Genomic DNA, 24,720 nt, shown 5'->3' with positions numbered 1-24,720 from the left:
CTCCGGGATCGCTCTCCTGCCGTAGTTCTGAGTGCGGTTGCCATCCGGCCATGACGGTGTGGGCTTGCGGGACGCCGCTCGCCCCATCCACGGTCAGGAGGGCGATTCTGTGAGCTCGGTGGTCAGCTGGACGCCGGGTGCCAGGCGGTACGGGTTGGTGGTGACCAGCGCGCCGATCGCGCGGCGGAGGCGGGAGACCTCGGCTCGAGCGGTGACCAGGTGGTCCGCGTCGCCGTACAGCTCGGTGCTCAGCGTTCGGGCGGTCAGGCCTTCGGCACCAGCTCGTGCCAGCAGTACGAGGATTTGCGCGTGCCGCCGGGTCAGCGAGGTGCGCCAGGGGCCGGTATCGGATGCGACGTCGAGGGTTGGCGTCTGGCCCAGCGTCAGCCGGAGCTCGATGAGCCGTTCCGTGCCGGTCGGGCGGAGCAGCCAGCCGTCGGCGAGGCGCTCGGGGATTCCGAGGCCGAGACCCGGTACGGCGATGGCGTGGTTGGCGCGCGGAGCCTCGATCCGGTCGCGGGTCGAGACGCCGCGGTGGTGTGCGACCCAGCCGTGATCGTCCACCACCAGCAGCGGTCCCGTCGTACCGGCGATCAGGTGTTCGGCCGTGTGGCGGAGGCGGTCCAGGTGGTTCTGGTGGAGTTGCCAGAGCCGGGTCTCGGCGAGCCGAACCGCGCTGGCGACCAGGGCCCCGATCGCGGGGTGCAGGGTGAGTGCCGGGCCGCTGACGTCGACGACGCCGAGCAGTTCGCCGGTTCGTGGATCGTGGATCGGCACGGCGGTGCAGTACCAGGGATGCTGCTTCTGCTCGAAATGCTCCGCCGAGAACAGCTGCACCGGAGCGGCCTCGGCCAGCGCCGTACCGATCGCGTTGGTGCCGACCACCTGCTCGGTCCAGCGCGAGCCTTCGGTGAAGCCGAGCCGGTCGGCGGTCATCCGGACCCGGGCCGCGCCTTCGCGCCAGAGGATGATCCCGTCGGCGTCGCAGACCACCATCAGGTACTGCGAAGCGTCGGCGATGCTGGTCAGGACAGCGCGCAGCTCGTCGATCACCAGCGCCAACGGGGACGCGGTTCGCAGCCGGGTCACTTCGTCCCAGGGGAGTGGATCGCGGGCGTTGTCGGCGTCGGGGTCGAGCCCGAGCTGCAGCACCCGGGACCAGGACCTGGCCACCACCGCGCGCGGCCGTTGCGGCGGCCGGACACCACCGAGTACGGCGTGATGGATCCGGCGCAGCTCGCGGGCCCGCACGGACAGGTCGATCCCCGGCGGGATGGCACCGAAGGCAGCCGGGACCATGCGTCACCTCCGTGCGCCGAGGGTCTGAGCCGAGAATAGGTCGGCTGGGGACGGCACACCACAGCCCGAATGCAATCGGCTGCAACGGTGTCGATGGCGGGCTTCGCGCGGGAAGGTGAGTGCTACGCGAGGACCGACCCTAGGAGTGCCATGACCCAAACTCTCGAACCGGAGGCCGGCACGTCGCCGGCCGAGATCGCTGACGGTTGGCTGGCCGACTTCGGCGCGGCCTTGCGCGACCGCGACGTACGCCGGGCCGCGGAGCTGTTCGCCGGCACGAGTTTCTGGCGCGACCTGATCGCGTTCTCGTGGAACCTGACCACTGTCGAGAACCCTGCCGGTGTCACCGACCTGCTCACCGAGACCCTCGAGCGGACCGACCCGGCGGAGTTCGCGACGTCGGAGCCGCCGGACACGACCGACGGGGTGACGACGGCGTGGTTCACCTTCGAGACCGCTGTCGGCCGGGGGCGCGGGCTGCTTCGGCTGGTCGAGGAGGACGGCGGGTGGAAGGCGTGGACACTGCTGACCACGCTGTACGAGCTGAAGGGATTCGAGGAGCCGCGCAACGAACTGAGGGCGATGGGAGCCCAGCATGGCGCGACCAAGAGTCGGCAGACGTGGCAGGAGCGGCGGCAGGCCGAGGCCGAGAGTCTCGGCAGCACCGAGCAGCCGTACGTGCTGGTGGTCGGCGGCGGTCAGGGTGGCATCGCGCTCGGCGCGCGGTTGCGGCAGCTCGGCGTACCGAGTCTGGTGATCGACAAGCATCCGCGTCCCGGTGACCAGTGGCGGAACCGGTACAAGTCGCTGTGCCTGCACGACCCGGTCTGGTACGACCATCTGCCGTATCTGAAGTTCCCCGACAACTGGCCGGTGTTCGCGCCGAAGGACAAGATCGCCGACTGGCTGGAGTCGTACACCAAGGTGATGGAGGTGCCGTACTGGCCGAGCACGACCGCCACCAGTGCGTCGTACTCCGAGGACACCGGCGAGTGGACGGTCGAGGTCGAGCGGGAGGGGCAGCCGTTGACGTTGCGGCCGACCCAACTGGTGTTTGCGACCGGGATGTCGGGCAAGGCGAACGTGCCGACGTTCCCCGGCCAGGAGGTCTTCCGGGGAGACCAGCACCACTCGTCGGCGCATCCCGGTCCGGACGCGTACGCGGGCAAGCGATGTGTCGTTGTCGGGAGCAACAACAGTGCCTTCGACATCTGCGGCGCGCTGTGGGAGAACGGCGCCGACGTGACGATGGTGCAGCGCAGCTCGACGCACATCGTGAAGTCCGAGACGCTGATGGACCTCGGCCTCGGTGATCTGTACTCCGAACGCGCGCTGGCCGCCGGAGTGACCACCGACAAGGCCGACCTGATCTTCGCCTCGCTGCCGTACCGGATCCTGCACGAGTTCCAGATCCCGGCGTACCAGGCGATGGCCGAGCGGGACAAGGACTTCTACGCCCGGCTGGAGGCGGCCGGCTTCGACCACGACTGGGGTGAGGACGGGTCGGGGCTGTTCCTCAAGTACCTCCGGCGCGGGTCGGGGTATTACATCGATGTCGGCGCCGCGGACCTGGTGGCCAACGGCGACGTCAAGCTGGCACACGGACAGGTCGACCATCTCACCGAGGACTCGGTGGTCCTTGCCGACGGCACCGAACTGCCGGCCGACCTGGTCGTCTATGCCACCGGCTACGGCTCGATGAACGGCTGGGTCGCCGACCTGATCGACACCGAGACCGCCGACCGGGTCGGCAAGGTGTGGGGGCTCGGCTCCGACACCACGAAGGACCCCGGTCCGTGGGAGGGCGAGCAGCGCAACATGTGGAAGCCGACCCAGGTCCCGCAGCTGTGGATGCACGGCGGCAATCTGCATCAGTCGCGGCACTACTCGCTCTACCTGGCGCTCCAGTTGAAGGCCCGGTACGAAGGTCTGGACACTCCTGTCTACCGGTTGCAGGAGGTGCACCACACCGGCTGACGTAGGTCGACGGCGAGGTCGTGATCAGCCTCGCCGTCGAGCTTGCCGAGTGAACGCGGCGGGAGCGGGTACCGTCCGGCCGGTGAACCGCCGCTTCCTCGCAGTTGTGCTCCTCGTCCCCGCCGTACTGACTGGCTGCAACTTCCCGCTCGCCGGGGCCGATCCAGGCCCGAGCGCCTCACCCAGCCGCCCCTCGAAGCCGAAACCTGCGCCGTCTTCCGCTCCGCCGAGTTCGTCCGCCAGCCCCGGTACGGCGAAAGCGATCAAGGCCGAGTTGGCTCGTGCAAGAGTCCTGGCGACCCGTCCTGACGTACCCGGCTATCAGCGTGACCTCTTCGGCCAGGCTTGGTCGGACGACCACACAGGTGTCGGCGGCCACAACGGCTGCGACACCCGCAACGACGTCCTCACCGCGCAACTGCAGGCGCGGAAGTATCGCGGCAAGTCCCAGTGCGTGGTGATCGTCGGCACGCTGGTCTCCGAGCCGTACACCGGCAAGCGCGTCGAGTTCCGCAAGGAGAGCGCGTCGCTGGTCCAGATCGACCACATCTATCCGCTCTCGCGCGCCTGGGACATGGGCGCCGCCAAATGGCCGAAGCAACGCCGCATCGACTTCGCCAACGACCAAGCCATGAACCTGATCGCCGTCGGCGGCTCGGCCAACGCCTCGAAGAGCGACAACGGCCCGGGAGAGTGGATGCCGATCAACCGCGCCTACCGCTGCACCTTCGTCCTGCGCTACCTCCAGGTCGCCCGCAAGTGGTCACTCCCCATCACCGCGGCCGACCGCGACTCCGCGAAAGCAATCACCAACATCTGCCCGTAGCCGACTCGCAGGTGTGGTTGAGGATGTCGACCAGCGTGGCGCGAAGGGTGGGTGTGGGCTCGAGACCGAAGTCGTCACGCAGAGCCTGGCTGGTCCGGCGGTAGATGTTCAGCGCCTCGGTCTGATGTCCTGCGTGGTAGTGCGCCAACATGAGCTGGCGAGCGAGCCCTTCGTCCAACGGGTCTCGTTCGAGCAGGCTGGTGAGGTCGGCGATCGGCTGCTCGTACTGACCGAGTCCGAGCAGCACACCGGCTTGCTCCGCGATCAACGCCCGCCGCAACTCCTCGAACCGCCGCCGGTTCGCCGCCACCCAATGCCCCGGCAGCCCGGCCATCGGCTGCCCGTCGAAGTACGAGATCGCATCGGAGAACCGGCACACAGCGGCCCGGTGATCACCACCAGCCAGCGATGCCCGAGCCAACTCGACCGTCTCCGTCACCTGCGTCACGTCCAGGTTGGACCGCTCCAGCTGCAACGCATACCCGCGACGCCCGCGCCGAACCAGACTCGGGCAAGGCAACAACTTCCTGATCCGATAGATGTACGGGGCAACCACCCTGACCCCCGACGACGGAGCATCCGGCCCCCACGCCGCCTCCAGCAACTCGTCCGGCGTCAACTCCTGCCCCGGGTGAAAGGCGAGTACCGCAACCAGAGCCTGCTGCCGAGCCGGCCCCAGCCCGACCTCGCGCCCGCCGTACACAGCCCGCAACGGCCGCAACAACTCGACCCGAAGTTCAGCCATCTTCCCTCCTCGACCCCGCTGAGCAGTTGAGTACTCCCCACACGCAGAAACCACCCGACCGGATCAACCACACCTCGACCTGTCCAGATAACGGATGGCGGCTGAGGAGGCGATGTCACAGATCGGGGGGCTGGTTGGTCTTAGTGGTAGCCGTGGTTTGCGGTGGGAGTGACCGAGAGGACGAGCCGATGAATCGCTCGTTGCGGGTACTGCGGGGGCGGGTGTTCCCCGATCACTGGTCGTTGATGTTCGGGCAGATCGCGTTCTACAGCTTCGTGGTGGTGCTGGTCAGTGGGCTGGTGCTGATGGTGCCGTACGAGCCGTCGCTGGCTCAGGTGGTCTACGACGGGGCGTATGCGCCGTTGCGTGGGGTCGAGATGTCGCGGGCGTTGGAATCGACGTTGGCGATCAGCTTCGAGGTGCGTGGCGGGTTGCTGGTGCGGCAGATTCATCACTGGGCGGCGTTGCTGATGGTGGCGGCGATCATGCTGCAGTTGCTGCGGTTGTTCTTCACCGGTGGGTTCCGGCGGCCGCGGCGGTTGAGCTGGCTGGTGGTCTTCGGGCTGTTGATCGTCACGCTCGGGGCGGCGCAGACCGGTACTTCACTGCCGGACGACATGTTGTCGGGGTCGAGTCTGGCGGTCATCGACGGGGTGGTGAAGGCGATTCCGTTCGTCGGCGCGGAGCTCTCGGCGCTGCTGTTCGGTGGGCAGTTCCCGGGGGATGTGCTCGCGTTGTTCTATCCGCTGCATGTCTACGTGTTGCCCGCGGCGCTGGTCGGGCTTTTCGTCGTCGCCGCGGTGCTGGCGATCAAGCACGGGCCCGCGCAGTACCCCGGGCCGGGCAGGACCAACGACAACGTCGTGGGGCATTCGGCCAAGGTCGCCCTGGTCAAAGGCCTCGGTCTGTTCTGCTTCGTGATCGGAGTCTCGTTGCTGATGGGCGCCACCGCGACCATCAACCCGATCTGGATGTACGGCCCGGCGGACCCGGCGAACGCCTCCGCGGGGATCGGGCCGGCGTGGTACCTCGCGTTCCTGGACGGCGGGCTTCGGTTGACCCCGGGGTGGGAGGTCGACGTCTGGGGCCGGACCCTCACGCTCGCGATCCTGGTGCCGGTCACGGTCTGCTCGCTGTTCTTCGTCCTGCTCGCCGTCTACCCGTACGTCGAAGGCTGGATCGTCGGCGACCGGGGAGATCAGAACCTGCTCGAACGACCACGCGACAACCCACTCCGCACCGGCATCGGCGTTGCCGGGATCGTCTTCTACGGCGTCCTCTGGGCCGCGGCCAGCGCCGACACGATGGCCGTCCTCTTCCACCTCTCGGTCAACTCGCTGATCCACCTCTTCCAGGTGCTCCTGATCATCGGTCCGCCGATCGCGCTGGCCGTCACCCGGCGCCTCTGCATCGGCCTGCAGGAACACGATCTGCAGCTCGCTGTCGAGGGATTCGAGACCGGCCGGGTGGTCCGGCTACCAGCAGGCGGGTACGTCGAGGAGCATCGCCCGGTCGGCGCGTATCGCCGCTGGAGCCTGGCCGGCTTCGACCGCGTCCCGCCCGTGCTCCTCGACAAGGAAGACCACCGAATCACCCCGGTACGCCGCCTGCGCGTCCGGCTGGCGAACCTCTTCGACCAGGATCGCCTGACTCCCTCGACAGGCGCAGGCAAGCCGGCGATCGGCTCACCCAGCAAATCCGACGCCGACCAGCAGCACTGAGAAGGCGCGGCAGTACTGCGCAAGTTTAGGCAGGCGTGATGAGAGTCGCGAGCAGGTCGGCGAGCCCGCCGCGCGCTCTGCCGGTGGTGCGGGGACTGGTCAGCACGTCGAGGTCACGAGGCTGCACCATCGCATGGCCGGCCGCCTGCAACCGGAACCAGAGATCACGGTCCTCGCCGGTGTCGAGCTCGCGATACCCACCGACCTCGGCGTACGCGGACGCCCGTACGCCGAAACTCGCGCCGTGGATGTGCCCGTGATCACCCGGCCGGATGTGCTCGGCAACCAGCGCCCGGTACGCCGATCGCAGCTCGGCCGTCAGGTGGTGTTCGGGCTGCAGGTCCACCAATCCCGTGACCGCGTCGGCTCCAGCGTCCGCGTGCGCCAGTTGCCGCTCGATCCAGTCGGGTCGCACACAGGTGTCCGCGTCGGTGCCGAGCAGCCAGACCCGAGCGGGTTCGTACCGGCCCAGAGCCTCCATCACGAACCGCATCCCGAGGTCTCGCACCCGACCCAGCGGCCGCCGTACGCCGGTCCGCAGTACTGCGGCGTCGGGCAGCACGGTCGCCACGATCTGGATGGTTGCATCGGTACAGCGATCGGCGACCACGCACACCTGCACGGGAACCTGGACCGACTCGATCGAGTCGCGCAGAGCCACCAGACACGCTTCGATCAGGCGTTCTTCGTTGTGGGCGGGTACGACGATGCCGGCGGCTTCGATCATCTGCGGACAAAGACGTGCACGAGAAACTCCTCGTCGACGTGTTCGAGCAGTTGCTCCAGCTCAGGCCGGTCGCGCAGCGCCTGATGGGCAGCCGCCGCGTCGCGCGGGCCTTCCGGTGCCCAGGGTCGCCAGTGCGCGGCGAGCAGGTGGCCGCCGGGCTCCAGTAACTGGAGGAGGTGATCCAGGCTGGCCTGCAGATCGTCGTCGCTCAGGTAATAAAGGATCTCCGACAGCACGATGAGATCGACCGGCTGCTGCGTGGCAGTGGACGGCAGAGCGGCGACAGTCACGTCCGCGGTCGGCGCGGCGGCTCTGGCGCGGAGTACGGCCGCTTCGACCGGGTCGAAGGCGATCACGTGATCGCCGCGAGTCGTCAGGTGCTTGGTCAGTACGCCGATACCGCAGGCCGGCTCGAGGATGCGGTGATAGCGCTCAGCGGGCAGGCAGGCGAGGATCAGGGCCCGCTTGCGCCGCTCGTACCAGCTGTGCGTGGTGTGCCAGGGATCCTGCTGAGCGGCGTAGAGGGTCGCGAACCGCTCGATCGGCGCGGAGGCGGTGGCCGGCTCGCGGAACAGTACTTCGAACGGCCGATCGAAATGGGTCAGCATCGAGCGGTCCACGATCGGGTCCTCGCCCAGCGGCCCGGTGGCGAGCTGGGATTCGAAGGTGTGGATGGCGTCCTGCTTGCGGATGCGCTGGTCCTCGTCGAGTGGGCAGATCACCGCGTTTCGCCACGGAATGGCTGCGTCGCCGGTCCCCATCCAGTGCCACGCCCAGATCGGGTAGGACCAGCGATGGGCGTGGACGGGAGCCGCGGCCAGCCCCGCGCGACCAACGGCGGCGTGATCGGGATGCGGGTCGCCGGGCCAGGGCACGATGACGCAGTCGGCATCGCGCAACAACTCTTCGAGTTGCTTCGTCAGGTCCGCTTCGTGTTCGGCGATGGCGGAGTCGGGCAGCCCGAGCAGTTGCACGGCGTCGGGATCGAGGCCGAGGGCAACTATCGCGGCGGTCAGCTCCTGCCGGCGGGTGGCGGCCAGCTCGGTGCGACCGGCCGGGTCGAGTGCTGGGAAGGCGGCTTCACCATCGCTCACCACGATCAGCGAGACTGCTGCGCCGTGGGCGTGGAGCACCTGAACCAAACCGCCGGCGCCCAAGGTCTCGTCGTCGGGATGCGCGGCCAGGACGACGACCCGGCGCAGACCGCTGAAGTCGAAGGTCGGCAGGTCACGCTCACCCAGGAACGTCAGCCAGTCGCGCTCGTCGGTCACCGGGGCGGCCATGTGACGTCCTTTCCCTCACTGATCAGCCGGCCGAGAGCGGCCAGGTCGCGCTCGGCGTGATGCTGGCGGACGTACACCTGGAGATCCGCCAGCGCCTGGGCGAAGTCCCGGTCGCGAGACAGCGGGGTCGGGCCGGTGATCCGCGGGACCTGGTCGACCGTCGCGCGGACGACCCGCTCGACAGCAGCCCGGAGTACCCAGATCTCTTGCATGACGTTGGTGCTGGGGGAGTCGTCGATCAGCCGAGCGGTTGCCTGAAGCAACGAGGCCGTGGCTGCCAGAGTTGCTTCGAGATCGCCGAGGTGTGCCAGTTGGTGCTCGTCAGGGCCTTTGCCCGATCGCAGGTACTCCGTCGTACGGTCGACCAAGCCGCGAGCGCCGCCGTACCAGACCGCGGCGACGCCGCCACCGCCCCACCAGAAGCCTGGTCGGTCGAGATAGAAGCCAGGATCCCCGACCCTGTCCTCGTCGGTGACCGGAAGGTCGGCGAAGACGACGTCCGGGCTGTCCGAGGCATCCATGCCGACTGCCTGCCAGGTGCCGGTCTGTCGCAGGATTCGCGGGTCAAGCAGGTCCACGTCGAGGAGCACTGACTCCCCGGCTGGAGTCAAAGCGGCGACCAGAGCTCGATCCAAACCATGAGCTCCGGAGCAGAACCGCACCGTGCCGGAAAGCTTGTTGTCGTTGAGAACTGCGCCGGTGCCGCCTGACCGCGCGGCCCAGACGCCGTACAGGGCATTCGGTACTTCGGTCCGGCCCGCCTGGTGCAGAATCGACACCGCATCCAGGTGGCCCTCTCCGAGCCGGGCCAGCGTCAGATCCCGGCAGCCGAGCAGCGCCAGGGCCGCCCATCGCTCGAGGGTTCGCCCCGAACCAGGGTCCGGAATGTCGAGGGATCCGTCCACCACCAGTTGCCTCAGTTCAGCCGCGACGGACCGGGCATCTCGTGGGGGAGTCATGCGCTGTCGGTACCCGAGATGAAACAGCGGACGACCGCCGGGCCTGCCCGGGGGAATCCGGACAGGCCCGCCGGGGTCAGGAGCCGGCAGCGACGTCGCCGCGCCAGCTCCCGGTCTCGGAGCCACGGGACTCGATGAACTTCTTGAAGTTGGCCATGTCGGCCTTCACCCGGTGCGAGACGAGACCGGCCTTGTCGGCCACCGTCTCGGCGACGCCGTCGGGCTCGAAGTCCATCTGCGCGGTGACCCGGGTCTCGTTGTCGCCGAGCCGGTGGAACGTGATCACGCCGGCGTGGCTGCTGCCGTCGGTGGACTTCCACGCGACCCGCTCGTCCGGGTGCTGCTCGGTGATGGTGGCGTCGAACTCCCGGCTGACGCCGCCGATGCTGGTCTTCCAGTGGGTGTGCGTCTCGTCCAGCTGGCGGATCTCGTCGACGCCGTCCATGAAGTGCGGGAACGACTCGAACTGGGTCCACTGGTTGTAGGCGGTGGTGACGTCGACATCGACGTCGACCGACTCGGTGGTGTTGCTCATTGTCAACTCCTGAAGGCTGGCCGTGCTGTGCGAGGTTCGCTCCTGACCAGTACCCAGGGACCTGGAAGCTAGGCGAAACTTATGCAGCTCGTCAGCAGTCGGCTTCTCGACCGTGTCGGCGAAGTAGAACCGCGACAACGCGGCCCGGGTCCGGTCGCGACGTCGTCCGGGAGCCGGTACGCCGTTGTCGTCGGTGTCCGCCGGCAGCTCGTACGGCACCCGTCGCTCGTGCGCGGTCAGCGTGTATGCCTCGTACAGCGAGATGGCGGTGTGCTTCTCGACGTACTCGCCACTCGGCCGGCGCTGGATCACGCCGCTCTCCAGGCCGTGCAGCAGCCGGTCGCGATCCGCGCGCTGCAACGAGAGCGCGATCCGGCGGGTGATCCAGAACGCGATCACCGGGCCGAGGAAAACCAGCACGCGGCAGACCCAGGTGATCGTGTTGATCGACAGATGGAAATGAGTGGCCACCAGGTCGTTGCCGCTGTTCAGCCAGAGCACGCCGTAGAAGGTGATGATCGCGACGCCGATCCCGGTCCGGGTCGGCACGTTGCGCGGCCGGTCCAGCAGATGGTGCTCGCGTTTGTCCCCGGTGACGAAGGCCTCGAGGAACGGATACAGGGCAACGAATCCGATGAACAACGGCGGCATCAGCAACGCCGGTACGACGACGTTCCAGCTGAGCGTGATGCCCCAGAACTGTGACTCGGCACCGGGCATCAGGCGGACCGCGCCGTCCAGCCAGGCCATGTACCAGTCGGGCTGCGAGCCCGCGGTCACCTCGGCCGGGTTGTACGGCCCGTACAGCCACACCGGGTTGATCTGCAGCAATGCGCCCATCACGGCCAGCACCCCGAAGACGACGAAGAAGAACCCGCCGGCCTTGGCCATGTAGACCGGCATCAACGGGTAGCCGACGACGTTCTTCTCGGTCCGGCCGGGACCGGCGAACTGGGTGTGCTTGTGGTAGACGACCAGGAACAGGTGCACTGTGATCAGCCCGAGCAGCAGGCCTGGAATCAGCAGCACGTGCACGGTGTAGAAGCGGGAGACGAAGTCGTCGCCCGGGAACTCGCCGCCGAAGATGAAGAACGACAGGTAGGTGCCGATCACGGGGGAGGCCAGTACGAGGCCTTCGGTGATTCGCAGTCCGGTGCCGGAGAGCAGGTCGTCCGGCAAGCCGTACCCGATGAAGCCCTCGGCGATCGCGAGGAACAGCATCACCACGCCGATCAGCCAGTTCAGTTCGCGCGGCTTGCGGAACGCGCCGGTGAAGAAGATCCGGAGCAGGTGGACGCTGATCGACGCGACGAACAGGACCGCGGCCCAGTGGTGGATCTGCCGCATCAACAGGCCGCCGCGGATGTCGAAGGAGATCCGCAGGGTCGACTCGTAGGCCTCGGACATCGGCAGGCCCTTGAGCAGGCTGTACGACCCCTGGTACTCGACCTCGGCCATCGACGGCCGGAACCACAGGGTGAGGAAGACGCCGGTGAGGATCAGAATGATGAAGCTGTACAGCGCGATCTCGCCGAGCATGAAGGACCAGTGGTCCGGGAAGACCTTGCGCAGGTTCTTCCGGCCGACCTTGGCGATGCCCACCCGGTCGTCGATCCAACGGACCGGGGCGGGTAACTCCTGTTGTGCCATCCGGCACCTCCTGAACTTATGCACAATTGATGCACGGAGCTCAGGGGCTGGCAAGCCGCACGCCTGCGGTGCATAAGTTCTGGGCGGTTCGGCGCCGATCAGGACCGGCGATCGGTCAACGTGTCAGCTGCCTGATCGAGGTCGGACAAAGTCCGCGTCGACCGCGGCCAGCCGGGTCCGGCCGTGTGCACGAGATGACCGCGAGCGGACAGTTGGGACCGCAGCCGGGCTTGGCCGGGCTGCCGGCGTACCGACCAGAGGACGACCACTCGCGGCGCCACCCTGTCGGCTGCGATGACCACTGCGGAGTCGTCGGCATCCGGTCCGAGGACCACCACCGGTTGAGATCTCTCCAGCAGAACTGCCTGTAGTGCAGCCAACGGCATGGTGTGCCGCTCCTGGGGGCAGGCCACCAGCAGGACCGGGGCGCGACCATCCGTCCGCAGGTCGCGGCTGCTCAGGTAGCGTTCGATGGCGCCTTCGATCGCTTGCGCCAGGACGAGTTCGATGTCAGTGCAGTCGCCGAGCCGGACATACCGCTGCTCGAGGTTCCGGAAGGCGGGCACCACCAGATCCGACCACGTCGGACTCATGCCGAAACGTGCGAGTGAGCCGTCCAGGAGCCGATCCAGTGCCGCGACGTGCAGTGCCTCCGCCTCACGCAGTACGGCGGTCAGCTGTAACGAGCCGCCGTCCTGATGATCCTGGCCCAGTTGGCTCAGCCGAGCGGCATCTCTGGGCGACATGCCTTGCTGGATCATCGCCTGCATCCGGCGCAGCCGGTTCACGTCGGCCTGTGAATACCGCCGGTGCCGGCCCGTCGTACGCAGGGAAGGACCGATCCCGTAGCGGCGCTCCCAACTGCGCAGCGTCAACGCCGAGACCCCGAGGGACGCCGACACCTGGCCCACCGGCCACACGGCGTTCGGCAACTCGAGGGATTGCTCACTCATCTCAGAACAATGACAGATCTGGGCCGCAACAGCTTCACTTGCAGAAGTTTGGCTATTGCTTTTGGTGGCTTCGGTAGCGCGCCAGGATGACGCCGCCGACGATCACCAGCACGGCGAGCAGGGCGAGGAAGACCAGCGGAGTGCCGGTCCAGTCGTTCGCGTCGCCGTCGACATCGCCGCCGGGAAGCGGACTCGGGCTGGCGGCGGCCACCGGGGGAGCCGGTGAGTCGACGGTGACGGCGACCGCATCGCCGTTGCCGCTGGCAAGCGTGGCGGTCGCCGCCGCGAGCGAGCTGCCGGCGATCGCCAGCACGATCACGGCGGCCGTCAAGGCCAGCCAATCGCGCAGCGGCAGCCGCGCGCGAAGAGATTCGACGAGGCCTGCTGAGTCGTTGGGCATGCCGTCGCGGTATCCATTCCGGACCAGGCTGAAACCTGCTGACTCCGTAGCTACTGGCGGGCCGGGCCGGTGCTGTCGCGGATGACGAGCGAGGTGCGCAGGAGTTGCGCCGAGTTCACTGGCGGGGCTCCCTCGACGATCGCTCGGAGGAGAAGGGAGGTGGCCTGCTGGGCCATCTCCCGGGCGGGGATCGCGACCGCGGTGAGCGCCGGATGGGTCAGGGCCACCGGCGCGGTGTCGTCGAATCCGATCACCGAGACATCGCCCGGTACCGAGCGGCCTGATTCTTTGACCGCCTCGAGCACTCCCAGCGCGAGCAGGTCATGGGAGGCGAAGATCGCGGTCAGCAACGGATCGGCGGCGAGCGCTGCCCGCGCCGCGGCGAATCCACCGGCGGGAGTGGCCTCGGTCGGCGCGAACACCATGTCGTCGCCGATCCGCAGCCGGTGGCGCGCGAACGCCGCCCGCAGACCGGTGAGTCGACGTTCGTGGGTCGGCAGCTCGACCACTGCGGCCACTCGTTTGTGGCCGAGACTGCGCAGATGCTTGCCGGCCAGGAAACCGGCGTGCTCGTAGTCGATGGTGACGACCGGGAGCGAGTCGGGGATCTGCGTCTCCCAGGCACACAGGGCGATCGGGAACCGCGGGTCCGGCAGCAACGCGAGTGGATCGGTGAGATCTCGGTCGCCGGCGATCAGCAGGGCGTCGACCAGCCGGCTGGACAGGCCGGCCAACTGCCGTTTGGCGCGGTCGCCGTCGGCGCGCGTAGTACAGAGGACCAGGTGGTAGCCGTGCTGGTCGAGCACGTTCTCGACCTCTTCGACGATCTCGGAGTAGAACGGGCTGGCGACGGTCGGCACGATCAGCCCCATCGTCATCGTCGTACCGGTCGCCAGCGAGCGGGCCACCAGGTTCGGTTTGTAGCCCAGGTCGGCGATCGCGGCCCGGACCCGGGCGGCCGTGTCCGGGCGAACCGCGACCCGGCCGGTGACCACGTTCGAGACGGTCTGCTTGGTCACGCCCGCTCGGACGGCCACGTCCTGCATCGTCACCACGGGTGGACCTCATCTGTTGGACCGGTCAACTGACTCTCCGCAGTATCGACCGGCGTCGAGGTCAGCGTCAACGTCGAGGGCGTTCAGGTACAGGAACTTTCTCGCGGCGCAGGTCTTGTTTACCGGTCAAATGAATCTTACTGTTCCGCGTACCGGACCTGAGGAGTTCCCATGTCACGTTCTCGCAAGACCGCGGTGGTGGCCCTGCTAAGCCTGGGCCTGGTCGTCGGCGGTATCAGCTCAGCAGCGACGGCCGCGCCGCCGGCAGGCGCGTCGTACACCATCACCGTCGGCGCCAAGGGCAGTTGGACCACGCCCACCGACACCCCGGCCGGCACGTACATCGACAAGGACGGAACGTTCTACTTCCAGCAGTCCGCCGCCCTGTACGGCGCCACGGACCCGCGTAAGTGGGACTTCTACACCGGCACGAACCTCGATACCGCGACCAAGTCGACCGCGCTCAGCAACGCCGTCAACCCGGCCAACGCGAGCGACAAGAACAACGACACCACCTGGCGGTGCAACAACAGCCCGACCGGGCTGGAGTCGACGTTCGCCCCGAGTGGCTCGGGCTACGCGCAGAAGAACTACTGCGACCTGGCCGGCGTCTGGGTCGATCCGGACACCGGCGACTGGTACGGCCTGGTGCACAACGAGTTCACGCCGCAACCGTTCGGTGACGGGCTGCACTACGACGCGATCGACTACGCGGTCTCCACCAACCAGGGCAGGACCTGGACGATCAAGAGCCACGTCATCACCTCGCCGTACAGCACGAAGCGCAACGACACCGCGGCGTTCCCGAACCAGACCTATTCGTACGGCGACGGCGACCAGCGGCTGTTCGTCGACACCGCCTCGGGCTACTTCTACGTGTACTACGGCTCGCGGATCATCGACAAGTCAGGGAGCTGGAAGAACTTCCGGCAGCACGTCGCGCGGGCCAAGATGTCGGCGAAGATGGCCCCCAACTCTTGGCAGAAGTGGTACGACGGCGCGTGGTCGCAGCCCGGTGTCGGCGGCCGTGAGAGCAACCTGGTGCCGGTCGATACGAGCAACCCCAACGGCTACACGCCGCTCGCCAAGGAGTACAACCCCGCCACGACCGGCACGGTCGACCAACAGGTTGCCGCAGGCACCTTGTCCCCGACGTCCCCGCTGTTCGTGATGGACATCGCCTACAACGCCTACCTCGGGCTGTACGTGGGTGAGCCGCAGGCCGTCCGGCAGGACGGCAAGGAGCCGCAGCACTTCTACGTCACCGACGACCTGACCAGCCAGAAGTGGTACTCGATCGGCGACACCGGCAGCTACACCACGGCCTCGTGGTACCGGTGGTTCCTCGACAGCGCGAACAAGACCAACTCCACCATCATCGGCAAGAACTTCCGCTCGTACTGCTCCTTCGGGTGCTCCGGCGGCGCTTCCGGTGAGTACGTCAATCTGACCATCAACTCGACCTCCCCGGCCGCCGCGCCGCTCGACCTCACCAAGACCTACCGGATCGCCAACGCCGGTGGCCGGGTGCTCGCCCAGCAATCGGGGAGCACGGCAACTACTTCCGTCGGGACGGCATCGGGCTCGACTCTGGAAGGCTGGTACTTCGTTGCCCTCGGCGACGGTTCCTACCAGATCCTCAACGCTTCGACCGGCAACGCCCTCGGCGTCGACTCCGGTACGACGACCAGCCGCGCCTGGGGTTCCAAGCCGACCGTCACGGCGATCAGTTCGGCCGTCGGCCAGCAATGGTGGTTGATCAAGAACACTGGCGGGACGTTCCGTTTCGTGAACCGGCACAGCGGTCTGGTTCTCGGGCTGTCCGCCGACTCCGGCCGGCTCGCGGAGACCACGCCGACCCGGGACTGGACCAACGCGACCGGCAACTCCGTCGGCGGCACCCGGACCGGGGGAGAGCAGACTCTCAGCGTCACCCAGGTCGGGACCGCGCCGCAGAACCTCAACGGCGTACACACCGTGTCGACCGGCGGGAAAGCGCTGGACGATCCCGATCGCAGTACGGCACCCGGGACCCAGTTGATCACCTGGGCGACCAACGGCGAGACCAACCAGAAGTGGACCTTCACCCAGCAGGCCGACGGCGCCTACACGCTGAAGAACGGCTCATCCGGTCTCTGCGCCGATGTCAACGGCGGCGCGACCACCGCCGGTACCGCGATCATCCAGTGGACCTGCACCAACGGACCCAACCAGCGCTGGACCGCCACCAAACTCGCCAACGGGAACTACACGTTGACCTCGGTCGCCAGCGGTCTGCTGCTCACCACCGCCTCGACCGCGGACGGCGCCAAGGCGACTCAGCAGCCCAACACCAACTCCACGCTCCAGCAGTGGACGATCAGCTGGTGATGCTCAGACGTCCTGGAAGTAGAAGTGAATGGTGAGCTGCAGCGGGTTGTCCTCGCCCTGCAGGTGCTTCCAGGAAATGTCCTGCAGCAGGACGTCGTGCGCCCCCAGCCATTCCTGAGCCTGCGCGAACACCTCTGCGTTGGTCCGCCCGATGAAGAACAGCCTGGCCACCGGGTGGACCTGCGCCTCGGCGTCGGAGTCGTCGAAGTCCTTGGGCAGTTTGATGCAGAGGTCGGGATCCATGCCTCCGACTCTTTCACAGGGCCCGGCGAGTTCGACGTACCGCGGTCACGGCTGTCAGGCTGCGCTCATGGCCAAGGAACCTGAGCGCACGCCTGACGGCCGCTACATCGTGATCGGCGGCCGCCGCTGGCGGGCCACCGACCCGGCGATCCCGGCGGAGGTGCAGAGTCAGCTGCGCTCGCTGCTGATGAGGGCACGTCGTGCGGTCAAACAAGCGCTGCACGACGAGGATCCTGCAGCCGAGAAGCGGGCCCGGGCCCAGGTCCAGACCGCCAAGGTCGCCCTCGGCGAACGAGGAGACCCGTGGTGGGACCAGACCGACCAGGAACGCGAACGCCGCTGGACCGACGGAGTACAGCAACTCACCGAAACCGAGTGAGCCAGACCGTAGGAAGTGACATGCCGCTTGGGCGAGGCGCCGGCGGGGTGGGCCGCCGGCGCTCGGGCCATGACTAGCAGGTTTGGACGCCGGCCGGGACGTTGATGCCGGCGAAGGCGCGCTGGATGCCGAGGCACTGGGCGGAGCCCGCGCCGTACAGTTCCTTGGCGCTGAGGATCGCGCCGTTGCGGGCGGCGAGGTAGTTGCTGGACGAGGTCAGCTTGGTGGTCAGGGTGCGGTACCAGACCTTCGCGACGATTTCGCGGCCGATGCCGCGGAACGTGGTGGCGTTGCAGGAGGTGCTGTTGTAGGCGACGCCGTTGATCGTCTTCGCGCCGGTGCCTTCGGCGGCCAGGTAGAACCAGTGGTTCAGCGGGCCGGACGAGTAGTGCGGGTCGAGGCCGCCGACGGCGGCGGTCCAGCAGTCGACGCTGGAGCCGTCGGAGGACGGCTTGTCCATCCGGCGCAGCGGGGCGCCGGTGCCGAAGATGTCGACCTTCTCGCCGATCAGGTAGTCGCCGACGTCGGTGGCGTTGTTGGCGTACCACTCCACCATCGTGCCGAAGATGTCCGAGGTCGACTCGTTCAGGCCGCCGGCCTCGTTGGAGTAGTTCAGGTTCGCGGTCGCCTGGGTGACGCCGTGGCTCATCTCGTGACCGGCCACGTCGAGCGCGGTCAGCGGGTGCACGTTGCCGGCGCCGTCGCCGTACGTCATCTGGGTGCCGTCCCAGAAGGCGTTCACGTAGTTGGTGCCGTAGTGCACCCGGGATTTGGAGCCGACACCGTTGTTGAAGATGCCGAGCCTGCTGTGCACGAACTTGTAGTAGTCCCAGGTCACCTGGGCGCCGAAGTGCGCGTCGACCGCGGCCGTCTGCGGGTTGGTCGGCAGGTGGTTGCCCCAGCTGTCGTCGGGGTCGGTGAAGATCGCATTGGTGGTCGCGTCGACGGTGTAGCTGTTGCCGCGGCTCGGGTCGCGCAGCAGATAGTTCGGGGCGACGTACGACGTACCGATCGACACGATGCCGGAGTACATCGCCTTGCCCTCGCCGGCCTTGATCTCGTCGTCGGCGCCCAGCACCGCGCCGGTGTTCGCGTCGGTGTAGGTGTGCAGCACCGACGGCGTCTGGTCCGGTTTCACGCTGCGGGTGACCACGTCGTACGCGAGCACAGGTTTGGTCGCGGTCACGTAGACGATCAGCTCACCGGTCGCCGACTTGAGCTTCGGCCGGGTCGACTGCACCGCGATCGAGGTCATCCCGTTGTTGTACGTGGTCTGCTCGGTCTTTCCCTTGCCCCGTTGGACGATCAGGTCGCCACCGACGACCCGCAGTCCGTCGTACGTGCGCTCGTACCGGACGAACTCGGTGCCATCGGGATCGCGAACCACTTCGCGGACCTGACGGACCTCACGCGCCGCGGCCACTCCGGACGCCGGCACCACAGCCAGCCCCGACACCAACAGCCCCCCGACCGCACCCACAGCCACTAGACGTCTTCTCACGGCAAAACTCCTCACGATTGGACGGAATCGTGAGCAGCACTGTGACCTCTGGATCAGCCATCTGACAAGGGCTCAGTCACACACAGCCAGGTTCTGGCTACCGTTTGAAGTCACCGTTTGCCCGCGGGCTGCCGGGCCAGTCCGTTGACGGCCTCCGCGGCTCGGCGTTCGAAGCCGAACCTCTCGGCTTGCTCCAAGGCCGTCTCGTACTCGGCGGCCGCGGCCTGGGGCTGATCCAGGGCACTCAGGACCGAGCCGAGGATCAGGTGCGCCCGGCTCGACTCGAAGGGATCGTGCATCTGTTCGGTCAGCCGGACGCCCTCTCTGGCCTGCAGCAAGGCCTCGTCCAGTAGGCCGAGGTCGGCGTCCACCAACGCTGCTGCAGTAGCGATCCAGGCCTTCTGGTGCGGCGGACCGTCGGGGCGGAGCAGAGCGCGAGCCGCGGCGAGGTCGAGCTGGGCTGCGGTGAGGTCGCCCAGCTGCCGATGGGCCTCGATCCGGTTCACCCGGTGCGCGAGCTCGTGAGTCGGCAGGATCGCCTCCGGCCGGAGCGCTTCGTTCGCGTAGCCGAGTGCGGCCTCGGGCAGACCTTGCTGGTTGGAGATCTCGGAGAGGTTGAGCAGCGCCGCGCTCCGCACGAAGGGCACGTCGAGGTCGGCGGTCATCGCGAGGCACTCGGTCAGCAGGTCGACCGCGATGGACAGCCGGCCGGAGGAGAGCTCGACCATGCTGACGCCGACCAGGATCTTTGCCGCGCCGGCCTTCGAGGAGGATCGCCGGGCGAGCTCGAGTGCCTTGTCCGCATGGTGTTTGCGGCCCTGCGGATCGCCCGCGTAGTACCGGCCGTAGCCGAGTGCGATCCGGGTGAGTGCCTCCGCGATCGGGTCGTTCAACGCCTGGGCTGAGGCCAGCGCGGCCTCGGACGTCCGGCGCAGTTCGGGGAGCAGCAGCAGTTCCTTCTGGTAGCCGCGAATTGTCTCCGCCAACTGGCAGGCCTGCTCGTGCAGGCCCTGCTCGGTCGCGTGTTCCACCAGCGCCACCAGGTTCGCCCGCTCGGCGTCCAGCCAGGTCCGGCCGGCGCCCGGATCGTCGAACCGGATCTCCGCACCGGGCGGCAACTCGGTCGACAGCGTTCGCGGGTGATCGAGGCTCGTGGCTGCGTCAGCCGCTCGCACGGTCCAGGCGAACAATCGCAGTACGGCGGAATCCCGATCGCTGTCGGCAGTTGCCAGCTCGGCCGAGTACAACCGGAGCAGGTCGTGGAACTGATAACGGCAGGACACCCGCCGCTGCAGGAGTCCGCTCGCAGCGATCTCCTCCATCAACACCTCCGCCTGGCCGCGATCGATGCCCAGCAGAGCTGCTGCCGTGTCAGCGGTGAAGTCGATCCCAGGCACGCTGCCCAGCAGCCGGAAACATCGCCGCCCGTCCGGCCGCAACAACTCGTAGGACAACGCAAAAGCAGCCCGTACTGCGTTCTGCGGCTCGGCCGGAATGGCCAGCTTGTCGAGTCGCGAGCCTTTCCGCAGCTCGGCGACGTACTGCCCGGCATCGGACTCCGGCCGGGTCGCGAGATTCGCGGCGGCGATCCGCAGCGCGAGCGGCAGGCCGCCACACAGTTCGACCAGCTCGCGAACAGCGGTCAGCTCGGCATCGACAGCAGGCTTGCCCAGTACATTCGCCAGCAGGGCCAGCGATTCCGTCTGCTCGAGCATGTCGATCGGCAACGTCCGGGCGCCGAAGCGCGCGCCGAGTCCGGTCAGCTGACTGCGGCTGGTGACCAGTACGGCGCTTCCCGCGCAACCGGGTAGCAGGGGCGTCACCTGGGCCGTGCTGTGCGCGTCGTCGAGCACGATCAGCACCTGTCGCCCGGCGAGCCGCGATCGCAGAGCCGCGGCCCGCCGATCCGTCTCGTCAGGCAGTCGTCGTGGATCCGCGCCCGAGGCTCGCAGCAACTCGGCCAGTACGTCGCTGGGATCGCGGCGAGGACCCAGTTCGACGTACCACTGGCCGTCCGGGAAGTGCCCGGCCAATCGATGCCCGACCCGTACTGCGAGAGCCGTCTTGCCGGCCCCCGGTAGTCCGCTGAGAACCGCGACCGGAACCCCGGCAGGTGCGAGCAGCGTCTGCTCCACTCGACTGATCAACCCCGTACGACCTGCGAAGCCGGGCTGGTCGGGAGGCAGCTGACAGAGTCGCACCCACTCCTCGTCCACCGAGCTGGGCGCCTGGTACTCCAAAGCCGGATCCGAGGTCAGCACAGCCTGATGAACGCGGCGCAACTCAGGCCCTGGATCCAGGCCGAGCCTGGCGGCGAGTTCTTTCGCAGCATCGGCGTACGTCGTCAAGGCGTCCCCGCGACGAGAGCTGCCGTACTGCGCGATCATCAACTGGGCCCAGAACCGTTCACGCAGCGGATGCCGCGAGGTGAGGGTCTGGAGCTCCGGCACCAGCAGGGCGTGCTCGCCGAGCCTGAGCCGCGCCTCGTTCAACTGCTCGAGGGCGTCCAGCCGTTCATCCAGCAAAGCCCCGGCCTGTACTGCGTACCCGCGGCCGCCGCCGTCCGATTCCGGGTCGCCTCGCCACAGTGCCAGCGCGGTGGTCAGCAGCCGGGCGGCCTCGCGGGCATCCTGGGTCGTTGCTGCCTCGGCGACCGCCTGCCGAAACCGCAGCAGATCGACGTTCTTGGCATCGACACTGATCGAGTAGCCGGTCGGGGTGGTCCGGATCAGGCCCCGCTGATCGCCCAGCGCATTGCGCAGCCGGGAGACATAAGTCTGCACAGTGGATCGCGGGTCCTCGGGTGCGTCCTCCCACAACAGCTCGGTCAGCTCGGACCGGCTGACGCTGCGGTTGGCATGCACCAGCAGCACGATAAGCAACGCCCGGACCCGGCCGGACGGAACCGCTACCAGCTGATCGCCTGCGGAGGCTTCGAACGGACCGAGCAGGCGGAACTCCATCCCTTCATGGTCAGTCACGAAGGGTTCAGCGGCTGCAGTCAGGTTGTGATCGGCAGGGTTGGGCACTGGTCCGGTCATGAGCGACAACACTGCGATCACTGTCAGCCGCACGATCAACGCGTCGACGAAGGACCTGTTCAACGTTCTCTCCAACCCCGAGCGGCATGCTGAGCTGGACGGCTCCGGGTTCGTGATCAGCGACGAGAAGTCGGACCGGATCACCGCCAGTGGGCAGGTCTTCCGGATGAACATGACCGGTGATCACATGGGCGGCGAGTACCAGACGGACAACACCGTCGTCGGGTACGACCCGAACCACCTGCTCGCCTGGCAGACGGCGCCCGCTGGGACCGAGCCGCCCGGGTGGCAGTGGGTCTGGGAGCTCAAGGCTCTCGACGCCGGCGACACCGAGGTCACCCTGACCTACGACTGGTCCAAGGTGACCGACCGGGAGATCCTCCAGAAGGTGACCTTCCCTCTGGTGCAGCAGAGCCAGCTCGAGGATTCCCTCGGCAAGCTGGCCGCTGCCGTCGTCAAGAACTGAAGCAGAACTCAACCAGAGCCGCCGCACCGCCCTCGGGTCTCCCGAGGTCGGTCGGCGGCTGCTGACCGTCACTCGTGGCAGAGTTGCCCGACAATGACGATCTTCACGTTCCACCTCGCGGAGCTCCGCCCGGCGACGACGGCGAAAGCGCTGTGGAAGGCGCCTTCGGCACCCGGGGTGCGGTACGCCGAGTGCCTGACGCTGATGCGTCTCGGCGCCCCGACCATCTCACCGGCCCGGATGCAGTTGGGCCGGTTGGCGATGTTCGCGCGGTGGGAAGACGAGACAGCGGTCGACGAGTTCCTGGCGAAGGATTTGCTGGGGAGGCAGCTCGCGACAGGCTGGCACGTGCGGATGGAGTTCCTGCGCCGCTGGTCGCGGCTTGCGGCTCTCCCCGATCTGCCGGCGAGAGCGGGGGAGTGGGATCAGGCAGAGCCCGTCGTAGCGGTCACTCTGGCCCGGATGCGCCTGCTGGAGGTCCCCAGATTCCTCAAGTGGGGCAAGCCGGTGGAGCGCCTGGTCCGCGATCATCCGGGAGCGACGCTCGCGCTGGCCGCGATGCGTCCGCCCCGCACCATCTCCACCTTCTCGGTCTGGCGGTCCGTGCGGGAGATGGAAGAGATGGTGCACGGCCACAGCTCGGTCCCGGCGCCTGATCGTCATGCCGCGGCAATGACCGAGCGCCGGCGCCGGGACTTCCACCACGAGTTCGCCACCCTGCGCTTCCGCCCGCTGTCGGAGCACGGCTCCTGGCAGGGGCGGAGCGGAATCGTCCCTCGGCAAGACCCGAGTGGCGACCCTTCGTCAGCTGTCGGCTGAACCGTCCTTGGCCCAGGCCCGCGCCTCGGCGCCGCTGGTCCCCATCTCAGGCTCGTCGCCGGCGACCCGCCCGACGAACTCACCACTTTCACCGGTGCCCGTGGTCGCCGGAGTGTCGCCGTCGGGGTCGCCACCCTCGGCTCGGGTCATCGCCGTCGTCGGGTCAGCGGGCGCATCTGACTCATTGAGGGCGTGCGACAGTCGCCAGCGCTTGAATCGGTCCAGGACAGACATGACGGGCTACTCCGCTCATCGGCGCACACTTGACTCGCCCCCGGTTCCCAGCGAGACGACTCGGCAACCATCGAGCTGCTGTCAGTTGCGGTCCAGCGGCATCGGGCAGGCCGGTTCGGTGCCGACGTCATCGAGGTCATAGGCAACCAAAGGGCAGCGCAGGCAGTACAGCAGCCCGTCGTCGGGATCGCTGACCAGATCGTGGTCGTGTGGCTCCTCGATGGCCGGACAGGCGAAGTACTCGATCTGGAGCCGTTCGGTGAAGCGCGTTCCGCAGCCCAGACAGGCCGACTCGTGGACCAGCTGTCCCTGATCGGTCAGCCGTGGCAGGTCCACGACCCGGTGACCGTTGATGTCAGCGAAGCTCAAGGGCCACTGCTTCGAACGGGTTGTCACTCATCGCCTCTCTTTTGAGCAGAAGCGCAGTACCCGTTCGCGCCGGCCGGAAACGGGCCGGGTCAGCTCAGAGTGACCTGATTCTCACCGGCTGCTCGAGGGCGAGCCGGATCAGGTCGAGGGCCCGGCTCAGTTCCTCGTCGAACCCTGGGTCGTTCGGGTGGTCGGTGTCCAACCGCACGGTGAGTCTCGACGCGCCGTCGGCGAGGAGGTCGACGACCAGCTCACCGTGGTACCCCCGTGATCCCCAGCGCAGGGTGCGGTTCTCCTCGATCAACTGCAGCTCGCCCAGCTCCGGCATTTCCGGCAGCTTGGCGAGGTAGTCGAAGAGAATGGCCGGCGCGACGTCGACGACGGTCGAGGCGTCATGGTGTGCCATCAGAATCCTCCTTCGCTCCGGCGGCGCCGCTCCTGTTCCCTGCGGTCAAACCGGCTGGTCAGCCCTCCGCCGGATCGACGGTGGCGTTGACCTCCTCGGCGAGCTTGCGAAGCTTGATGTTGCGTTGCTGGGACAACCGGGCGAGAAAGGCGAAGGCGCGCTGGTCGTCGAGCTTGTAGCGCTCCATCAGGATGCCGATCGCCTGGCCGATCATGGCCCGGGTGTCGATCGACTCGCGGAGCGTCTGGATCTCGTTCGAGTAGCTGATCACGCCGCCGGCCTGGTGGGCGAAGAGCTTGCTCAGGATCTCCAGGTCGTCGAAGGCGCCGACGTTGGGGGAGTACAGGTTGAGCGCGCCCCGGGCCTTGCCGGTGTCGAACAACCTGACGCCGGCCTGTGCCTTGATCCCGGCCGCGACGGCGATGGCGCCGTAGTCGGGGAAGCGCGGGTCAGCCGCGAGGTTCGCCGAGGCCACGTGGATCGAGTCGGTGGCCGCCTCGTAGCAGGGCCCCTGACGCAGCCGGTACTGCGCGGCGTCCAGGACCAGGATCAGTGATTCGGTCGGGGCGACCGTGTCGAGGGTGCCGTCCGCGCGCAGCATGGTGATGCTGGCATAGGTGACGCCTGGCAGCACCTCGACCGCCGCGGCCGTGATCTGGCCCAGCGTGTGATCCAGGTCGCCGGGAGTCAGCGAGAGAGAAAGCCGTCGTGCTGTGTCGATCAACTGTTCGTCGCTCATCGTTGCCCAGTACCCACTCACCT

23 protein-coding genes are annotated in these 24,720 nt (G+C 67.7%); 7 read left to right on the top strand and 16 right to left on the bottom strand.

The window, feature by feature from the left end; genetic code table 11:
• Nucleotides 1-93: 93 nt before the first annotated feature.
• A complete protein-coding gene (locus AB0P21_RS24785) occupies nucleotides 94-1,299 on the bottom strand; it encodes a transcriptional regulator (RefSeq protein ID WP_363699547.1) in 1,206 nt (401 codons plus the stop codon).
• 150 nt (nucleotides 1,300-1,449) lie between these two features.
• Between AB0P21_RS24785 and AB0P21_RS24780 the strand changes: the two genes are divergently transcribed.
• Nucleotides 1,450-3,276, top strand: coding sequence for an NAD(P)/FAD-dependent oxidoreductase (locus tag AB0P21_RS24780; protein ID WP_363699546.1), 1,827 nt, complete (start codon nucleotides 1,450-1,452; stop codon nucleotides 3,274-3,276).
• 82 nt (nucleotides 3,277-3,358) lie between these two features.
• The gene (locus tag AB0P21_RS24775) at nucleotides 3,359-4,102 is read left to right on the top strand and encodes an HNH endonuclease family protein (RefSeq protein ID WP_363699545.1); all 744 of its coding nucleotides are present in this window, start codon (nucleotides 3,359-3,361) and stop codon (nucleotides 4,100-4,102) included.
• On the opposite strand, the gene AB0P21_RS24770 is transcribed toward AB0P21_RS24775, so the two are convergent.
• Entirely contained in the window at nucleotides 4,083-4,847 is a 765-nt protein-coding gene (locus AB0P21_RS24770) for a BTAD domain-containing putative transcriptional regulator (RefSeq protein ID WP_363699544.1), read from the bottom strand. The genes AB0P21_RS24775 and AB0P21_RS24770 overlap by 20 nt on opposite strands.
• A gap of 188 nt (nucleotides 4,848-5,035) precedes the next feature.
• Here AB0P21_RS24770 and AB0P21_RS24765 point away from each other — a divergent pair, with 188 nt between their 5' ends.
• Nucleotides 5,036-6,568: a cytochrome b N-terminal domain-containing protein gene (locus AB0P21_RS24765; RefSeq protein WP_363699543.1), complete on the top strand. Its 1,533-nt coding sequence runs from the start codon at nucleotides 5,036-5,038 to the stop codon at nucleotides 6,566-6,568.
• Between the two features lie 25 nt (nucleotides 6,569-6,593).
• Here AB0P21_RS24765 and AB0P21_RS24760 read toward each other — a convergent pair whose 3' ends face one another.
• From AB0P21_RS24760 to AB0P21_RS24730, 7 genes are all read right to left on the bottom strand, one after another.
• Nucleotides 6,594-7,295, bottom strand: coding sequence for a glycosyltransferase (locus AB0P21_RS24760; RefSeq protein WP_363699542.1), 702 nt, complete (start codon nucleotides 7,293-7,295; stop codon nucleotides 6,594-6,596).
• Nucleotides 7,292-8,578, bottom strand: a complete 1,287-nt coding sequence (locus tag AB0P21_RS24755; protein WP_363699541.1) for a bifunctional PIG-L family deacetylase/class I SAM-dependent methyltransferase — start codon at nucleotides 8,576-8,578, stop codon at nucleotides 7,292-7,294. The genes AB0P21_RS24760 and AB0P21_RS24755 overlap by 4 nt, the downstream gene beginning before the upstream one ends.
• On the bottom strand, nucleotides 8,563-9,537 hold the full coding sequence (locus AB0P21_RS24750; protein ID WP_363699540.1) for an acyl-CoA dehydrogenase family protein: 975 nt from the start codon (nucleotides 9,535-9,537) through the stop codon (nucleotides 8,563-8,565). The genes AB0P21_RS24755 and AB0P21_RS24750 overlap by 16 nt, the downstream gene beginning before the upstream one ends.
• A gap of 76 nt (nucleotides 9,538-9,613) precedes the next feature.
• Nucleotides 9,614-11,722 carry a cytochrome b N-terminal domain-containing protein gene (locus AB0P21_RS24745; protein ID WP_363699539.1) on the bottom strand — a complete coding sequence of 703 codons (2,109 nt, stop codon included), beginning with the start codon at nucleotides 11,720-11,722 and terminating at the stop codon, nucleotides 9,614-9,616.
• A gap of 98 nt (nucleotides 11,723-11,820) precedes the next feature.
• Nucleotides 11,821-12,675, bottom strand: coding sequence for a MerR family transcriptional regulator (locus tag AB0P21_RS24740; RefSeq protein ID WP_363699538.1), 855 nt, complete (start codon nucleotides 12,673-12,675; stop codon nucleotides 11,821-11,823).
• A gap of 52 nt (nucleotides 12,676-12,727) precedes the next feature.
• Entirely contained in the window at nucleotides 12,728-13,075 is a 348-nt protein-coding gene (locus AB0P21_RS24735) for a hypothetical protein (protein WP_363699537.1), read from the bottom strand.
• Nucleotides 13,076-13,125: 50 nt separating this feature from the next.
• Complete coding sequence (locus AB0P21_RS24730; protein WP_363700222.1) at nucleotides 13,126-14,121, bottom strand: LacI family DNA-binding transcriptional regulator; 996 nt, start codon at nucleotides 14,119-14,121, stop codon at nucleotides 13,126-13,128.
• A 180-nt stretch (nucleotides 14,122-14,301) separates the two neighbouring features.
• Here AB0P21_RS24730 and AB0P21_RS24725 point away from each other — a divergent pair, with 180 nt between their 5' ends.
• Nucleotides 14,302-16,500, top strand: a complete 2,199-nt coding sequence (locus AB0P21_RS24725) for an RICIN domain-containing protein (protein ID WP_363699536.1) — start codon at nucleotides 14,302-14,304, stop codon at nucleotides 16,498-16,500.
• Nucleotides 16,501-16,503: 3 nt separating this feature from the next.
• On the opposite strand, the gene AB0P21_RS24720 is transcribed toward AB0P21_RS24725, so the two are convergent.
• Nucleotides 16,504-16,743, bottom strand: coding sequence for a hypothetical protein (locus tag AB0P21_RS24720; RefSeq protein ID WP_363699535.1), 240 nt, complete (start codon nucleotides 16,741-16,743; stop codon nucleotides 16,504-16,506).
• Nucleotides 16,744-16,810: 67 nt separating this feature from the next.
• Between AB0P21_RS24720 and AB0P21_RS24715 the strand changes: the two genes are divergently transcribed.
• A complete protein-coding gene (locus tag AB0P21_RS24715) occupies nucleotides 16,811-17,122 on the top strand; it encodes a hypothetical protein (RefSeq protein WP_363699534.1) in 312 nt (103 codons plus the stop codon).
• A gap of 73 nt (nucleotides 17,123-17,195) precedes the next feature.
• On the opposite strand, the gene AB0P21_RS24710 is transcribed toward AB0P21_RS24715, so the two are convergent.
• Both AB0P21_RS24710 and AB0P21_RS24705 read right to left on the bottom strand, forming a co-directional pair.
• Nucleotides 17,196-18,623: a M4 family metallopeptidase gene (locus AB0P21_RS24710; RefSeq protein ID WP_363699533.1), complete on the bottom strand. Its 1,428-nt coding sequence runs from the start codon at nucleotides 18,621-18,623 to the stop codon at nucleotides 17,196-17,198.
• 110 nt (nucleotides 18,624-18,733) lie between these two features.
• A complete protein-coding gene (locus AB0P21_RS24705) occupies nucleotides 18,734-21,586 on the bottom strand; it encodes a BTAD domain-containing putative transcriptional regulator (protein WP_363699532.1) in 2,853 nt (950 codons plus the stop codon).
• Between the two features lie 76 nt (nucleotides 21,587-21,662).
• Here AB0P21_RS24705 and AB0P21_RS24700 point away from each other — a divergent pair, with 76 nt between their 5' ends.
• Nucleotides 21,663-22,130: an SRPBCC family protein gene (locus AB0P21_RS24700; protein ID WP_363699531.1), complete on the top strand. Its 468-nt coding sequence runs from the start codon at nucleotides 21,663-21,665 to the stop codon at nucleotides 22,128-22,130.
• A gap of 93 nt (nucleotides 22,131-22,223) precedes the next feature.
• Nucleotides 22,224-22,949 (top strand): hypothetical protein, encoded by a 726-nt coding sequence (locus AB0P21_RS24695; protein WP_363699530.1) that lies wholly within the window; start codon nucleotides 22,224-22,226, stop codon nucleotides 22,947-22,949.
• Here the strand turns inward: AB0P21_RS24695 and AB0P21_RS24690 are convergent.
• The 4 genes from AB0P21_RS24690 to AB0P21_RS24675 form a co-directional block, all read right to left on the bottom strand.
• Nucleotides 22,935-23,183 carry a hypothetical protein gene (locus tag AB0P21_RS24690; protein WP_363699529.1) on the bottom strand — a complete coding sequence of 83 codons (249 nt, stop codon included), beginning with the start codon at nucleotides 23,181-23,183 and terminating at the stop codon, nucleotides 22,935-22,937. The two genes, AB0P21_RS24695 and AB0P21_RS24690, sit on opposite strands and share 15 nt — an antisense overlap.
• An 81-nt stretch (nucleotides 23,184-23,264) precedes the next feature.
• Entirely contained in the window at nucleotides 23,265-23,552 is a 288-nt protein-coding gene (locus AB0P21_RS24685; RefSeq protein ID WP_363699528.1) for a hypothetical protein, read from the bottom strand.
• 94 nt (nucleotides 23,553-23,646) lie between these two features.
• Nucleotides 23,647-23,958 (bottom strand): hypothetical protein, encoded by a 312-nt coding sequence (locus AB0P21_RS24680; RefSeq protein ID WP_363699527.1) that lies wholly within the window; start codon nucleotides 23,956-23,958, stop codon nucleotides 23,647-23,649.
• A gap of 58 nt (nucleotides 23,959-24,016) precedes the next feature.
• Nucleotides 24,017-24,697: a GAF and ANTAR domain-containing protein gene (locus AB0P21_RS24675; RefSeq protein WP_363699526.1), complete on the bottom strand. Its 681-nt coding sequence runs from the start codon at nucleotides 24,695-24,697 to the stop codon at nucleotides 24,017-24,019.
• Nucleotides 24,698-24,720: the final 23 nt, after the last annotated feature.

Origin of the sequence: Kribbella sp. NPDC056861 (assembly GCF_040687575.1) — a bacterium.
Lineage (GTDB): Bacteria > Actinomycetota > Actinomycetes > Propionibacteriales > Kribbellaceae > Kribbella.
The sequence above is the reverse complement of the archived record's forward strand: the minus strand, read 5'-3'. Positions and strand labels throughout refer to the sequence as shown.

Excerpts from the sequence above, each read along its gene's own strand:
- AB0P21_RS24785 (WP_363699547.1), bottom strand. The coding sequence starts at position 1,299 with ATGGTCCCGGCTGCCTTCGGTGCCATCCCGCCGGGGATCGACCTGTCC.
- AB0P21_RS24780 (WP_363699546.1), top strand. The coding sequence starts at position 1,450 with ATGACCCAAACTCTCGAACCGGAGGCCGGCACGTCGCCGGCCGAGATC.
- AB0P21_RS24770 (WP_363699544.1), bottom strand. The coding sequence starts at position 4,847 with ATGGCTGAACTTCGGGTCGAGTTGTTGCGGCCGTTGCGGGCTGTGTAC.
- AB0P21_RS24765 (WP_363699543.1), top strand. The coding sequence starts at position 5,036 with ATGAATCGCTCGTTGCGGGTACTGCGGGGGCGGGTGTTCCCCGATCAC.
- AB0P21_RS24760 (WP_363699542.1), bottom strand. The coding sequence starts at position 7,295 with ATGATCGAAGCCGCCGGCATCGTCGTACCCGCCCACAACGAAGAACGC.
- AB0P21_RS24755 (WP_363699541.1), bottom strand. The coding sequence starts at position 8,578 with ATGGCCGCCCCGGTGACCGACGAGCGCGACTGGCTGACGTTCCTGGGT.
- AB0P21_RS24750 (WP_363699540.1), bottom strand. The coding sequence starts at position 9,537 with ATGACTCCCCCACGAGATGCCCGGTCCGTCGCGGCTGAACTGAGGCAA.
- AB0P21_RS24745 (WP_363699539.1), bottom strand. The coding sequence starts at position 11,722 with ATGGCACAACAGGAGTTACCCGCCCCGGTCCGTTGGATCGACGACCGG.
- AB0P21_RS24740 (WP_363699538.1), bottom strand. The coding sequence starts at position 12,675 with ATGAGTGAGCAATCCCTCGAGTTGCCGAACGCCGTGTGGCCGGTGGGC.
- AB0P21_RS24735 (WP_363699537.1), bottom strand. The coding sequence starts at position 13,075 with ATGCCCAACGACTCAGCAGGCCTCGTCGAATCTCTTCGCGCGCGGCTG.
- AB0P21_RS24730 (WP_363700222.1), bottom strand. The coding sequence starts at position 14,121 with ATGCAGGACGTGGCCGTCCGAGCGGGCGTGACCAAGCAGACCGTCTCG.
- AB0P21_RS24725 (WP_363699536.1), top strand. The coding sequence starts at position 14,302 with ATGTCACGTTCTCGCAAGACCGCGGTGGTGGCCCTGCTAAGCCTGGGC.
- AB0P21_RS24720 (WP_363699535.1), bottom strand. The coding sequence starts at position 16,743 with ATGGATCCCGACCTCTGCATCAAACTGCCCAAGGACTTCGACGACTCC.
- AB0P21_RS24715 (WP_363699534.1), top strand. The coding sequence starts at position 16,811 with ATGGCCAAGGAACCTGAGCGCACGCCTGACGGCCGCTACATCGTGATC.
- AB0P21_RS24705 (WP_363699532.1), bottom strand. The coding sequence starts at position 21,586 with ATGGAGTTCCGCCTGCTCGGTCCGTTCGAAGCCTCCGCAGGCGATCAG.
- AB0P21_RS24700 (WP_363699531.1), top strand. The coding sequence starts at position 21,663 with ATGAGCGACAACACTGCGATCACTGTCAGCCGCACGATCAACGCGTCG.
- AB0P21_RS24695 (WP_363699530.1), top strand. The coding sequence starts at position 22,224 with ATGACGATCTTCACGTTCCACCTCGCGGAGCTCCGCCCGGCGACGACG.
- AB0P21_RS24690 (WP_363699529.1), bottom strand. The coding sequence starts at position 23,183 with ATGTCTGTCCTGGACCGATTCAAGCGCTGGCGACTGTCGCACGCCCTC.
- AB0P21_RS24680 (WP_363699527.1), bottom strand. The coding sequence starts at position 23,958 with ATGGCACACCATGACGCCTCGACCGTCGTCGACGTCGCGCCGGCCATT.
- AB0P21_RS24675 (WP_363699526.1), bottom strand. The coding sequence starts at position 24,697 with ATGAGCGACGAACAGTTGATCGACACAGCACGACGGCTTTCTCTCTCG.